General features: G+C 64.9%; 8 protein-coding genes. 4 read left to right on the forward strand and 4 right to left on the reverse strand.

Features of this window, described 5'->3' with window-relative positions; translation table 11 throughout:
* The first annotated feature begins 144 nt into the window (after positions 1-144).
* Both RMP10_RS03925 and RMP10_RS03930 read left to right on the forward strand, forming a co-directional pair.
* A complete protein-coding gene (locus RMP10_RS03925; protein ID WP_310569123.1) occupies positions 145-1,113 on the forward strand; it encodes an acyl-ACP desaturase in 969 nt (322 codons plus the stop codon).
* Positions 1,114-1,120: 7 nt separating this feature from the next.
* Positions 1,121-2,761 carry a serine/threonine-protein kinase gene (locus RMP10_RS03930; protein ID WP_310569124.1) on the forward strand — a complete coding sequence of 547 codons (1,641 nt, stop codon included), beginning with the start codon at positions 1,121-1,123 and terminating at the stop codon, positions 2,759-2,761.
* Here the strand turns inward: RMP10_RS03930 and ppc are convergent.
* The 3 genes from ppc to RMP10_RS03945 form a co-directional block, all read right to left on the reverse strand.
* Complete coding sequence (ppc, locus tag RMP10_RS03935) at positions 2,744-5,545, reverse strand: phosphoenolpyruvate carboxylase (protein ID WP_310569125.1); 2,802 nt, start codon at positions 5,543-5,545, stop codon at positions 2,744-2,746. The genes RMP10_RS03930 and ppc overlap by 18 nt on opposite strands.
* An 84-nt stretch (positions 5,546-5,629) precedes the next feature.
* The gene (locus tag RMP10_RS03940) at positions 5,630-7,888 is read right to left on the reverse strand and encodes an outer membrane beta-barrel protein (RefSeq protein ID WP_310569126.1); all 2,259 of its coding nucleotides are present in this window, start codon (positions 7,886-7,888) and stop codon (positions 5,630-5,632) included.
* An 83-nt stretch (positions 7,889-7,971) separates the two neighbouring features.
* On the reverse strand, positions 7,972-8,973 hold the full coding sequence (locus RMP10_RS03945) for a glycerophosphodiester phosphodiesterase (RefSeq protein WP_310569127.1): 1,002 nt from the start codon (positions 8,971-8,973) through the stop codon (positions 7,972-7,974).
* A 119-nt stretch (positions 8,974-9,092) separates the two neighbouring features.
* On the opposite strand from RMP10_RS03945, the gene RMP10_RS03950 reads away from it, so the two are divergent.
* A complete protein-coding gene (locus RMP10_RS03950; RefSeq protein ID WP_310569128.1) occupies positions 9,093-9,797 on the forward strand; it encodes an ankyrin repeat domain-containing protein in 705 nt (234 codons plus the stop codon).
* Positions 9,798-9,906: 109 nt separating this feature from the next.
* The gene (locus tag RMP10_RS03955) at positions 9,907-11,028 is read left to right on the forward strand and encodes an EAL domain-containing protein (protein WP_310569129.1); all 1,122 of its coding nucleotides are present in this window, start codon (positions 9,907-9,909) and stop codon (positions 11,026-11,028) included.
* Here the strand turns inward: RMP10_RS03955 and RMP10_RS03960 are convergent, their stop codons facing one another.
* Positions 11,029-14,304, reverse strand: coding sequence for a hypothetical protein (locus RMP10_RS03960; protein ID WP_310569130.1), 3,276 nt, complete (start codon positions 14,302-14,304; stop codon positions 11,029-11,031).
* Positions 14,305-14,625: the final 321 nt, after the last annotated feature.

The following is a 14,625-nucleotide window of genomic DNA, read 5'->3' on the forward strand; positions in this document are numbered from 1 at the left end:
GGAGCAGCGCACGAACGGTCCAGCGAGGTCGGCCCACGCCGCTTCAGGCATCGCAGCGGTACTTCCCCCTCCCCCCACGTGTTCCTGACCAAATCACTTCCCCTGCGGTAGGCATCGCTCGCTTCCGTGGATATCTTTCAGATTATGTACTTTCCCGACAACGAAACCATCGCCAAAGTCGAAGTCCTCGCGGACCTCGAGCAGGACGTCGCAGACCTCACGGTCGCGCATGAAGCCAAGCGCATTCTGTGGTTCCCGTCGGAACTGCTGGCGCCTGAGCCGGATACCGACCCGGACGCGTTCGTGAAGCAGCTCCGGGAGCGCGCGAAGGGCATCAGCATGCCGGCCCGCGTCGCCCTAGCGCTCAACACGCTCACCGAAGAAGGCCTCCCCCATTTCCATCGCCTGCTGGCCACCTATCTGGGCGGCGACACGTTCTGGGCGAAGTGGACCAACCTGTGGACGGCCGAAGAAGACCGGCACGGGGCCGTGCTCCATGACTACGCGCACGATAGCAAGATTCTCGACAACCCGGTGCTCGAGCGGATGCAGTTCGAGTATCTCAAGGCCGGTTTCGAGCCCACCTGGGACAAGGATCCGTACCGTGTGTTCGTGTACACGTCGCTGCAGGAGCGCGCCACCCAGGTCAGTCACGCCAACACCGGAAAATTGGCCGGCCAGTATGAGCCGCTCATCGGGACCGTGCTCCAGAACGTGGCCAAGGAAGAAGCGCGGCACTACGTGTTCTACCGCGAGATCTTCCTGCGCGTGTTGGCGCGTGATCCCAACCGCGCCCTGGAATCGGCCGCGCTGATCATGCCGAGCATCGACATGCCCGGCATCAGCATGCCGCACTTCCGCGAAATGGCCGACGTGATTCGTCGGGCCGGCATTTATGGCCCGCGCGATTACATCCGCATCGTCGAGGACCTCATCAAGTTCTGGTCGATCGACAAGCTTGAAGGGCTGAACGAAGCAGGTCGCAAGGCGCAGGAAAAGATCATGGCGATCACCGAGCGCTTGGAGCGCGTGGCCAACATGATGGAGACGCGCAGCCGCGCGAAGACGTTCTCGTTCAATGTGGCATTCGCCCGCGAATTCGCGATGGAGTAGGACCACGATGCGAGAAGCGATCACCGACCTGAACGCAGCGATCGGTGATCGCTTCTCCATCGAGCGCCTGTTGGGACAGGGCGGTATGGGCGCAGTATACCTCGCCCGCGATCGACAGCTTGATCGCCACGTGGCCATCAAGGTGCTGCCACCCGAGTTTGCGCAGCAGAGTGATCTGCGCGAACGCTTCCTCCGAGAGACGCGCACCGCCGCGTCGTTCTCGCACCCGAACATCGTTCCGGTGTTCAGTGTCGAAGACCGCGACGGTTTGCTCGCCTTTGCCATGGGCTACGTAGAGGGCGAGAGCGTCGCCGATCTCGTGAAGCGCTCCGGACCGATGTCGGTGCGTGACACCGTGCGCATGCTGCAGGATGTGAGCTACGCGATGGCCTACGCGCACAGCCGCGGCGTCGTGCATCGCGACATCAAGCCGGACAACATCATGATCGAGCGCGCTACCGGACGCGCGTTGGTCATGGACTTCGGCATTTCCCGCTCGATCACCGCCGCCGCGGCCACGCCGTCACTTACGCGCGTGGGTGAAGTCGTGGGTACGCCCGAGTACATGAGCCCCGAACAGGCGTCGGGCGATACCATCGACGGGCGCAGCGATCTCTATTCGCTGGGGCTCGTGGCGTGGTTCGCGCTGGCCGGACACCCCTGCTTTACCGGCGACTCGATTTCCAAGGTGCTGGTGAAGCAACTCACCGAAGCGGTGCCGCCCATCGCGCAGCTCCGGGCCGACGTGCCGGCGTTACTGGCCGACGTCATCGCCCAGTGCACGCAGAAGACGCCGGAATCGCGCTATGCCACCGCCGATGAACTGGTCGAGCGCCTCGACACGTCCGCGTTGCGCCGCGCCGATGTGCCACTGCCCATTCGCCTCTTTGCCGAAGAAGCCAGTCAGGCCGGCATGGTGCTCGTGGGCGCCATCATCATTGGCTTTCTGCTGCTGCTCGCGCTCGAACAGGCATATGACAGTAATCTCGATCGCATTCTGCCCATGGTGCTCTTCGGCGCCGTGATCTGGGGGCGGTTGGCGGTCTTGGTGCAACAGGCGCGACGACTCGCGCGGCGCCGCTTTTCTATTTCGGAGATTCAGGCAGGCTTCGCGGCCGTGCTGGCCGAGCGTGAAGCGGAGCGTGCGCAACTGCGCGCCGATGCGGGGGCCGTACGTCACCGCCAGAAGCAGGTCGTGATTCTCGGCTCGCTGTTCGTGGCGTCGTTCGCGATCCGGTGGTATGTGCTGGCATCGATGCGCAGGGAATACAGCCCCGGCCTGTTCAGCGTCTCGCTGCCCGGCGCAATCATGCTGTACTCGGCCTATGTCATTCGCGGCCTGTCCATCGTAGGCCTGCTGAATTCCCCGTTGCGGCGCGGCGTGGGCGAGAGCGTGTATCGCCTGTTCTGGCTTGGCGCTGGCGGCCGCGCCGTGCTGCGCCTCGCCGGCCGCGGCGTGCGCGGCGCCACCGGCGAGAGCAGCGTTGGATTTCGCACCACCGACGCTACGCGCGCGGCTACGCCGACGACTGCGCCGACGCCGACTCTGGCAACGCCGTCGCTTGAAGCACGCGTGCAGTCACTGGAAACGTGGCGCGACGCGATGGATCGACGGAACGAGTCGCCGCGGTTACCCGCTGTTCCGTAGTCCCGCCGCGATCCCATTGATCGTGATGTGAATCCCGCGCCGGCGCCGCTCGTCGTCCGTATCGGCACCCGTGGCCTGCGCTTCGCGATACCGGCGCAACAGTTCGATCTGCAGGTGATTGAGCGGGTCCATGTACGGAAAGCGATTGGCGATCGATCGCTTGAGCAGCGGATTCTCCGCCAGCAACTCCGCCTGCTCCGTAATCTGCTGCAGGGCATCGCGCGTGCGATGCCACTCGGCCGAGAGCATGGAGAACACGCGCTGCCGCACCTCGACATCCTGCACCAGCTCCGCGTAGCGCGACGCCACGGCAAGATCCGACTTCGCCAGCACCATGTCGATGTTCGACAACAGCGTGCGAAAGAACGGCCAGTGCTGCGCCATACGCTGCAGCATGGGGAGACCGTTCGGCGTGTCCGCGAGATACGCCGCGATGGCCGAACCGAATCCGTACCAACCCGGCAGCATGAGACGGCACTGCGCCCACGAAAACACCCAGGGAATGGCGCGCAGGTCCTCGATGCGTTCACTCGGGCGCCGAGAAGCCGGTCGGCTGCCGATGTTGAGCGTGGCGATTTCGGCCAGCGGTGTGGATTCGCGGAAATATTGTACGAAGCCCGGCGTTTCGTACACCAATGCGCGGTACGCCCGGAACGCGACCGCCGACAAGCGCTCCATGACGGGATGGAAGTCCTGCGCCACACTGTCGGCGTGCTCACCGCGCTGCTCATGATCGGTGAGCGAGGCCTCGAGGGTCGCCGCCACCAACAGCTCGAGATTGCGCCGCCCGACATCAGGCGTAGCGTACTTCGACGCGATCACTTCGCCTTGCTCGGTGATGCGGATATGCCCACTCACCGCCCCCGCCGGCTGCGCCAGGATCGCCTCGTAGCTTGGCCCACCACCGCGTCCCACCGAGCCGCCGCGCCCGTGAAAGAGCCGCAACCGCACGCCGTGCGAGGCAAACACCCGCATCAAGGCCAGCTCGGCCTGATACAACTCCCACCCGGAGGTCAGAAAACCGCCGTCCTTGTTGCTGTCGGAGTATCCCAGCATCACTTCCTGCACGTCGCCCTGCGATGTAACCAGGGAGCGGTACTCCGGTAACGTGAAGAGCGCGTCCATCGTGCCACCGGCCCGTCGCAGGTCGTCGATGGTCTCGAAGAGCGGAATGATCTGCATCGCGGCAGTCGGTGACGCACCGCCTCGCGCGAGTCCCGCCTCCTTGAGCACCAGTGCCACTTCCAGCAGGTCCGACACGCCATCGCATTTCGAGATGATGTAGTGCGGCAGCAGCGTAGGACCGAACCGCTCACGGAGTTCACGCGCCGCGAAGGCAATCGCCAGTTCCCCGGCGACCTCCTCGGAGTACGACAGATGTGGCGAGTACAACGGGCGTGTGCCGGCCAGCTCTTTCGACAGCACCGCGACGCGCTCGGCTTCGGTTCGCAACGCGTAGTCGACGCAGACGCCCGCACTCGATAACAGCTCCGCCGCTACGCGCTCGTGCACTTCGGAATTCTGACGCAGGTCGAGTGGTGCCAAGTGAAAACCGAACAGCTCGACCGCGCGTAGCAGGCGACGTAAGCGCCCCGTCGTGAGCCGTGCCGCGCCGTGCTGCTGCAGCGAGTCCCGAACGACCACGAGATCATCGCGAAGCGCCGCCGCGGTGGCGTACGGGGCGTCAGTACCGATGGCCTGTCGGATCGGCGCCGGCAATCCCAGCGCGTGCGCGGTGGCCGCGAGGCGTGAGTAGATCCCGATCAGCGCGCGGCGGTACGGCTCATCGAGCCGCTGCGATGACATGTCGGGCGAACGCGCCGCGAGTGCGGAAAGCTCGGCCGTCACGGGCACCAGTCGTTCCGAGAGCGGGAGGTCAAAGCCCAGCGCGTGCACCTCCTCGAGGTAGAACTCGATCGTGGCCGACGCCTGCAAGCGTACGGTTTCCCGCAACGTCTCCGCCGTCACGAAAGGATTGCCATCGCGATCGCCGCCGATCCAGCTGCCCACGCGCAGAAACGGCGGCAGTGCCCACGTATGGTCAGGGAAGCGCTTGCGCAGCAGGTCCTCGGTATCGCCGTGCAAGCGCGGCAATTCGGTGAAGAACGTGCTATGGAAATAGTTGATGCCGTTCTTCACTTCATCGATCACGCGCAGCCGTTCACTGCGCACCATGCGCGTGTGCCAGAGCGTGAGCACGACCTGTTTGAGCGTTTCGTCGGCGTCGCGCTGCTCGTCGGGCGTGAGCGCCATCCGGTCGCGACGGTCCAGCAGTTCGGCGATCTGCTGCAGCGCGTGCTGCGTACTCTGTCGCTGCACTTCCGTGGGATGCGCCGTGAGCACCGGTGACACGAGCGCCGTAGCGAAAAAGGCGGCTACTTGCGCGGCGGCGTCCGGCCTCTCGCGAATCACCGCATCGAGCGAAAAGGCCAGACTCCCCTCGCGAGGGGGTGACCCCATGATCTCGTGCTCGCGCCGACGGCGCGACCGGTGCGTGTCTTCCGCGATGTTCGCCAGTTGCAGAAAGTAGGCGAACGCGCGCACCACGCGGTGCATGTCCTCGGGCGGCAATCCATCGAGGAGACGATGCAGCTCGGCACGATCGTCGGGACTTCCCGCACGCGCGAAGCGTACCGCGGTCTGTCGCACCGATTCGACGAGCTGAAAGATCTCGTCGCCCTCCTGCTCGCGCAGCGTATCGCCCAGCACACGCCCCAACAAGCGGATGTCATCGCGGAGCGGGAGGTCCTTCTCCAGCCGACTGGTCGCAGGAATCTCTGTCATTGTCTCAGAATGTACCGTTGGACACCCGAGTTAGCAGACTGGCCGACCGAATGTCCAACGTCCCACTGTCTTACCAGCCGCGACCTACTTCGTGAGAAAGCGCATGCCCACGAGGAAGCGGTTGGTGCTGAAGAAGTTGATGCCCTGGTGCTCCACGAAATACTGCGGGCGACGACGATCTACCGCGGTACCGACCGGCGTGGGCCGCTGGTACGTGAGACCATAGGCCGCGTTCACACCGAACTCGGAATCGCGCTCACCACTCGCCGCGAGGAAGCCGAGCCCGGCGCGGAGATACGGGCGAAACATGCCCGGCGTGCTCAGGCGGAGCGCTCCGAAGTCATACTGGGCACCCACCGCGAGCGACAGCGACACGTCATTGCCGAGTCCAAGGGCGAAGTCCGGAACCAGGCGCAGCGCGGGGATCCCGAACACGGGGCCCATGTCGAGCTGGGCGCCGATCACCAACTGGTCGAAGCCGGCCACGTACGGCGAGACCTGTTGAATGCGCATCGCGCTGGCGTCATCCGACATCATCGGCGATGACATCGGCGACGTCATCGGGACATTCGTCGTCGTGGTCGACGACGGCACCACGACCACATTCGGTGTCGACGCCACCGGCGCGGGTGTCATGCGCAGCTGTGTCTCCAGCGCGTCGAGGCGCGCACGCAGGGCGCGGACCTCTTCGTCCTTCACCGTTTCCTTGCCTGCCGCATCGGGCGTGCGCAGTCTCGCTTCGAGACGTTCGATCTGTCCACGCAGCTCGCGAATCATGGCGTCGTTCGAGTTGCGCGCCGTCGTGCTATCCGACATTCGCTGCGCATCGGCCGGTGTGATACGCATCGTGCGCTGCGTGCTGTCGCCGTAGCGGATGTACAACTCACCGACGGTCGGTGCCGGGAGCGTGATCATGGTGGGACGCGCCGGCTGCACTGGCGGCTGCGCATTCCGTCGCACTACACGGCGTTCCATCACCATCATGCTGTCGCGCCCATCTACCATAGTGTCGCGTGCCGCCATCTCGCGGCGCATACGCAGCAGATCGGCGTCGCGTGTCATCATGCGGTTGTCGCGATCCTCGCGATCGCGCATGTCACGCTCCCGTTCGGCACGTGCATCGCGCTCGTCGCGACTCGGCATCGACTTCCGCGACCGTCCCAAATCAAACCCGAGACCAACCGTGTACATCAGGTTGTTCGTAAGCTGATCGGTGCTGTTCAAGCTATCCAGATCCTGCGGACCGCGCACGTAGTCACGCACTGCGACATTGAGTCGGAAGTTGTCCGTCAGACGAAACGCCACGCCGGCACCGGCGATCAGCGCGGTTTCCACGTTGCGCGCACGGCCGAGCGTATCGCGATAGTCCTCGCCGAAGTCGAGACGACCGGCGCCGAGTACGATGAACGGTGACGGGCCACGCGAGCGCGTGAAGTTGAACTGCGCTTCACCGCCGTAGCTCTGCATCGGCTGCTTGTCGCGCAGGTTGCCCGAGCGTCCTTGCCAGTAGAAGGCACGGAGCCCCACGAACTGCCCCACGTCGATACCCGTCCGAACACCTACTAAGGCCTGACGCGGCAACGACTTGTCATCGAAGTCGAGACGACCGGCGAAGGCCTCGAGCGGCACAGAGCCGATCGACCAGCGCTCCGTCCGTTCATCATCGTCGGCCTGCTCGTCGAGCGCGCCGCCGATGGCGATGCCCAGGCCCGCGCTGGCGGTCCAGTTGCTGCGCGTCACCCGACGTTCGGCCAGCGAGTTGCCACCGGTGGTGTTGGTGAACAGCGTGCCCGGCGCTAAACGAAAGCGGGAATCCTCCAGCATCACCATCGCGCGGATGTTCGGTGTGGCGTCGTACTGAATACCACCGCCGTAGCGATAGTTGATCTGATCCTGACGCTCGAGGCTATCGGCTTCGAAGCGCATGACACCAGCGCCGGCCGACAAGAACGGCGCGAGGCGGCCCGTGCTCAATCGAATCGCGAGATTGCCACCGAAGTTGCTGACATCCGTCGTGGTGCGACGCGGTCCACGCTGCACGACACCGCTCGACAGCAGACTGTCGCGTGTCACACCAAGACCGTTGGCGCGATGATAGTAACCACTCAGCGACAGCAGCGAACCAAAATCCGCGCCGAACCGCCCTCCATAGAACGGCGCGTCCTCGATACCGAGGCTCTTGTCCCACCATGTGTATTCGGCCGACGGCGCGAGCGTGAAGCGCACGCCTTGCGCGGACGCGTCGGGCGTCGCGGCAACGCTGGTAACGAGCGCGACGGCAGCGGACGCGCCAACGACGAAGCGATGTGTGACACGAGCTGTATTCTGCAGCACATTGTGCATGCGATGTCCTCTCTTGAAGTGAATGATCGAGAGAGAGGGCAATGCATGAAACGCGCCTCACAATTGTGACGGCGCGTCTTTTCTTACTTGCGGAGTCCCGTCACGATTTGATCGGGATAATCGCCGAACAATCCATCCACACCGAGTCGCACCAACTCGCGTACTTCGGCGAGCGGATCGCCACCGTAGCGCTTGGCAAGGAACAGCGGCTCAGGTCGCAGCGTCCACGCGTGCACGCGCAGGCCGGCGTCGTGCGCATCGGCAATGAGTGAGGTCGGCACGGCGGAGGAATCGTCACCGACAATCTGTCGCGTGTTCGCGCCCACGCCATACGCATAGGTGGCGATATCACGAAGGGCCGTCGGCGTCACCTGCGGTGCCGACGACACAAGCTGAATGAGACGAATCCGCGTCTGAGTGGCGAGCACGCGGAGATTTCCACTTTCGAAGCTCTGGATAAACACCGGCGCGTCGGCACGATCGAGTCCGCGCGCACGCAGGGCACGCAGCATCGGTTCCTCGATCGGCAGTCCAACGCCACGAAAGTACGTGGGATGCTTCGTTTCCGGATACACGCCGACGGCGCGACCGCGACGCCGTCCCAGCGAGTCAGCCAACGACAGGACGTCATCGAACGTCGGTATGAGAAACTGTCCGTCGTGCGCATGGGAGCGGAACGAAAGCCGCTCCTTCGCGCGAAGGGTACGCAGTTCAGCGAGGGTGAAGTCCTCGGTGAACCACCCGTTGATCGTATCGCCATCGATCACCTTTCGCGTGCGGCGCGAGGAGAACTTCGTGGCCACGTCGGTGGTGCCGCCGATCTCGTTCTCATGCCGCGCGATCAGTACGCCGTCCTTCGTGCTCACCAGATCGGGCTCGATGAAGTCGGCGCCCATCTGCACCGCCAGTGCGTACCCCTCGAGCGTATGCTCCGGGCGGTGTCCGCTCGCCCCCCGATGGGCGATCACGAGGGGAGCCGCGAGTGATGTCCCGATCGGGGCTGGCCGCGGCCCCGCGCCTGACGCACAGGCGAGAAGCATCAGGGGCGCCACCAGACGGAAAATGGACCGAAATCGTTTAGGCATGCGGCGAGGTTAACGCGCCGACGGGGGCAGACGATAGCCAATCCGGCGTCCCGTGATCAAGTTGAGACACTGTTCGCCACCCTGAGCCACGTGCTCCTCTCGAGGCCGAGACTGCCCCCATGGTTCGCACCGCCCCTGACACGCTACTGACGGCAATCCGCTCGAAGGATCGCGATACGATCACGGCGCTGTTGACCGACGATCCCTCGCTGGTCATGGCACGCGCCGCCGGCGGCGAATCCCTCGTCCTGCACGCCTGCTACATGGGCGCCTCCGAGCTGGCCGACTTGCTGCACAGCGGTCGGCCCATCGACGCCTGCGAAGCCGCCGCCCTCGGCAACGTCGTCGCCCTGCGGACCTGCCTCGAGAATGACGATGACTCCCGCGTGCGCCGTAGCAGCGATGGCTGGACCCCACTGCATCTGGCGGCCTTCTTCGGGCGCGACGACGCGGTGACCTTGCTGATCGATCATGGGGCGCCGCTCGACGCGCACTCGACCAATGCGCTGCGCAATTCGCCACTGCACGCCGCGCTGGCCGGCCACACGCTGCCCGTCTTGGTGCGTCGGCTGGTCTTCGCCGGGGCCGATGTGACCGCGCGGGACTCACACGGCAACACCCCACTGCATCTGGCGGCCTCGCGCGGCTACGAGCCGCTGTGCGAGCTGCTCATCGCGCGCGGGGCCGATGCGCACGCCACGTCCGACGACAAGTCCACGCCCGCGATGCTGGCCATGGCGCGGGGGTTCCCGGAGCTCGGCGCCAAACTGGCCGCCGTGTCCGACGACGACGTGGAATCGAACGGATCGCCGCGCAACGTGTGACGAAGACTGGAAAACGTCGTCCCTGAGTCGTGTGCCCGATGGCACAATTCGGCTGTTCGTACGACGTCGTGCGCCAGCCAACTCAGGGATTTTTCGTCCGGATGTGTGTATGAGCGAGGCTGCTGCCTTGTCGGGAAAGGCGCGTCCCTGTACGCGCTGCGAGTTGTTGCCGCTTGCCGACCTCACGGCGGGCGACCTGCATTGCTGGTTCCCGGCCGACCACGTCGCGGGAAAGGTGCGTGCGGCGCTCCGCGGCCTTGCCATCGACGGCCGCCCGTCGGTGGGCAATGGCACGGCGTTTCACGTCTGCCCATCACAGAGCGAGGCGGTGGCCGAAGCCTTGGCCGACGCGCTCTCGGCCGTGGAGCAGGACGATACACGCGCGCTGTTCTGCCTGCCGGGCGAGGCACCGACGGCGAATGACATCGCGCGGGTGGAGCCACTCTCGCGCGCCATCATCCGCGCACGCAGCGGCTGGCTGATGGCGGTGATGCGCGAACGTCGCCTGACGTCGCACTTCCAGCCCATCGTATACGCCGATCACCCCGACCAGATCTATGGGTACGAAGCGCTCCTTCGTGGCGTCAATCCGGATGGCAGCTTCATCTCGCCCGGCACGCTGTTTGAGACGGCCCGCGGCGCCGGACTGCTCTTTCAGCTCGACCTTTCCGCGCGCCGATCGGCCATTGCCAACGCCCACGTGCATCGGCTCGCGCACGCCCTGTTCGTCAACTTTGCACCAACGGCGATCTACGATCCGAAGGCGTGTCTCCGCAGCACCGTGGCGGCCATTGACGAGGCCGGGATCGAACGCAACCAGGTCGTGTTCGAGATCGTGGAGACGGAGCGCACGCACGATCCGAAGCACCTGCGAAATATTCTGGACTACTACCGCGGTGCCGGCTTCCGGATTGCACTCGACGATGTCGGCGCTGGCTATTCATCACTGAATCTCATTCATCTGCTCCGCCCCGACGTCATCAAGCTCGACATGGAGCTCGTGCGCGACGTCGACCGCGATCCGTACAAGGCCCGTATCGCCGCCAACCTGCTCGATGTCGCCAACGCCCTCGGTATCGATGCGCTGGCGGAAGGCATCGAGACCGAGGGCGAGTTGGAATGGGTGCAGCAGCACGGCGCGAAGTACGTGCAGGGCTATCTCATCGCGCGTCCAGCGCCGACACCAGTGACCGCGATTGCGTCGCGGCCACTGGTGCACGTCGCGGCCTGATTACGGCTCGCGACGTTCGCCGTCGTCGAGCCCGAAGAATCCACCACCGCCTTCGCCGCCGCTCACACGCTCGATGCGCAGCAGCTTGGAGTACGACGCGCCACCCACGATGATGGTGATCTTGTAGTCGCCCGTGCCCGCCAGCGTATTCTGCCCGCCGCGTCCACCGCGACCACCACCGCCGCCGCCCGGGAAGATGCCGATCGCGGCGAAGTCATCACCCAACGCATCGCGCAGCGGACCGAACACCGCCTGCAATCCGGCCGGACCAGCCGGCGCTTCCGCCGCGCCTTCCCCACCGGCCGCTCCACGGCCACCTGCCGCCGCCGCAAAACTCGGCAGCGCCCGCGTTTCGCCGGGACGATCCTGGAAAACGCCAGCACCGGCGCCGCCACGACCGCCGCCACCGCCGCCGCCACCGAAGCCGCCGCCCAACATGGCGGCCATCTGCGGCGGCTGCTGGCCGGTCTGCACCGTGGTGCGGATCATGGCCAGCATCGGGGCCGGCACGGCACCCGCCTTCTCCAGCGAATCGAGTGCGCGCAGTACGCGGCGCTGCGTGTTCACGCTGTCACGCACCTGCGCCGGCGAGAGCGCGATCCGCGCCGGCGCCGGGCGCTGCGAGCGCATATCCCACACCACGTTGTGCAAACCAGCCTGACCGGGACCGGTGAGTGAGCGAATCGTGTCGCCGCTCGCGTCCTGCACGATCATGCGTACCTGTCCACCGGCGTTCTCCGACAGTCGGTACCAGATCGAGGCGCCGTACGTCGGGCTCGGGCCTTGAAACACGCCCTGTCCTACATTGCCGCCGTTGATCGTCTGCTCGCCCCACTGGAACGCCGTGCGCGGCGCAAACAACGTGGCCTTGGCCGCCATGACGGCCGGCGTCATCTGCTGCAGCGGCGTGATGTCGGCAATCCAGATTGAGCGTCCGTGCGTGCCGGCAATGATCTCACCATCGCGCGGATGAATAAGCAGATCGTGCACCGGCGTGGTGCCCAAGCCGCTCATGAAGCGTTGCCACGACTGGCCGCGATCGATCGACACATACGCGCCGACATCGGTGCCCACGAACAGCAGATCCTGATTCTTCGTGTCTTCGCGGATCACGTGTACGAAATCGGTCTGACCCTTGGGCAGGTTGTTCACGATCGACGTGAACGAGCGGCCGAAGTTGGTGGTCATGAACACGTACGGCGTGTAATCGTCGTTGCGATGATTATCGAACGTCACGTAGAACGTGGCGCTGTCGAAATGCGACGGCTCGATGCGCGACACATAGCTGCCCGCCGGCACGCCCGTGAAGTGCTTCGTCACTTCTTCCCACTGCGCGCCATCATTGCGCGTGACCCATACGCGTCCGTCGTCGGTGCCGGCGTACAGCAGCCCCGGACGAATCGACGACTCGTTCAGCGACACCACCGTGCCGAACGTCTCGGCGCCGGTCACATCGGGGGTAATGCCACCGGTGGTCTTGAGCGCGACGAACAGCTTGGCCGAGTCGGCGTACGAGAGTTCGCCGGAGATGGGGAACATCTCGTCGCCGTACTTCACGCTCTTGAGCACGCGGTTGGCGCCGAAGTACAGCGTGGCCGGATTGTGCTTCGAGATGATGTACGGCGTGTTCCAGTTCCAGCGCAGGGCGTACGCCACCGAGTCGGCGCGCTGACGTGTGCGATAGGCCGCCATCTGCTTCTTCTGGGCCGCCGTGGCCGGCTTCGTGGTATCCGGCCACACGGCGTAGATAGAGTCGTTCCACTGCAGGTAGCCACCGTCGCGCCACGTGGGCTTGCGCAGTGCGTTGCGTTCCCCGGTCGCGAAGTTCAGGCGACCCATGTTGCCGCCCTGCGACGTGGAATACATGATGTCGGTGTTGGTCTGATCCTGCTGCGTCACGAACCCGTCGCCACCACCCACGTTGTGCCACATGGCGTTGGTGACCGGGCCCTGCTTGCGACGGCTCGGACCGCACCACGATCCGTTGTCCTGCAGTCCGCCGCACACGCGATACGGCACGCCCATGTCAGCCGAGATGTTGTAGAACTGGCCGAGCGCGATGGAGTTGGGGAAGAACCAGTTGCCGCCGCGATCGTTTGACACGCCGACGCCACCGTCATTGCCGGTGATGATGCGCTGCGGATCGTTGGGGTCGATCCACATGGCATGATGGTCCACGTGAATACCTTCGGTGGTGTTACCGGCCGTCTTGCCGCCGTCGCTCGAGTACTTCACCGGCGTGGACGACCAGTACACGCGGTTCGGATCCTTCGGGTCGACGCGCACCTGCGAGTAGTAGAACGGACGCGTGTTCTCGGGGCTCATGTACGCCCACGTCTTGCCGGCGTCTTCCGAGCGATAGAGGCCACTGGGCCGCTTCTGCGGGGCGACCTTGGCGTCCTTCTTGAGATTGGGCGCCGTGTCGGCTTCGACCATGGTGTACATCACGTCGGGATTCGAGCGGGCGATGGCGATCTCGATGCGTCCCTTGGTGGTGGCGGGGAAGCCGCCGCCCTTCACTTCGGCAAACGTTTCGCCACCGTCGGTGCTCTTCCAAAGGGCCGAACCGGTGCCGCCCGACTTCAGGAAGTACGGTCCACGCACACGCTCGTAGCTCGACGCCCAGAGGGTATTCGGATTGCGCGGGTCCAGCTGCACATCCACGAAGCCGGTCTTGTCGTCGATGAACTTCACCAGGCGCCAGTTCTTGCCGCCGTCGGTGGTCTTGTAGAGACCGCGTTCCTTGTTCGGTCCCCACGGATGGCCGAGGGCGGCTACCCACACGGTATTCGGATCGGTGGGGTGCACCTGAATGCGACCGATGGCACGCGTGTCGGCGAGGCCGAGGAAGGTCCACGACTTGCCGCCGTCGACCGACTTGTAGATGCCGCCACCGGGCGAGATGGAATTCCGCGAATTCGCTTCGCCGGTGCCCCAGTAGATCACGTTGGTGTCGGACGGCGCAATCGCGAGATCACCACCCGACGACACGCGGGCCGTGTCCATGACGGCCTTGAAGGTGGTGCCGTTGTTGGTGGTCTTCCAAAGTCCGCCACCAGCGGTGGACACGTAGAACGTTTTCGAGGGCGACGCGATGCCTTCGATATCGACGATACGCCCCATCATGTTGGCGGGGCCGATGTTGCGCCACCGCAGGGCGTTGACGACGGCATCGCTGGCGGAAGCCTTGGGCGGCAACGCCGTCTGGGCGGCGAGCGGACTGGCCATCAGACCGGACAAACCGGCACCGAGGGCAAGGACGCGAATATTTCGCATGTGCGAGTTGAGCATAGGTGGACCGACATCGCCCGAGGGAACGTGGGCGGGACCAACTATGGGCTACGCCGTGGCGACCCGCAATGTTGTCGCGACGGGGGCTGCGTGGAATGGGTCGGTTGGCGGCCGCGGATTCGCGTGGTGGCGGGCCGGTAACAGCGGAAAGAGCAATACCGCGAATTTTCGCGGGCATAGCACGGATCTGCTCCGTGGGTGCGACCAAGGTCGCTGTTGTTAGGAAAGTTTGGCATTTTTTGATTGAACAACCAAGCAACGATGCTTTGGCTCGATGCGATGGCCCGTGGCACGCCGATCGGCTTT

The organism is Gemmatimonas sp. (assembly GCF_031426495.1).
Classification (GTDB): domain Bacteria; phylum Gemmatimonadota; class Gemmatimonadetes; order Gemmatimonadales; family Gemmatimonadaceae; genus Gemmatimonas.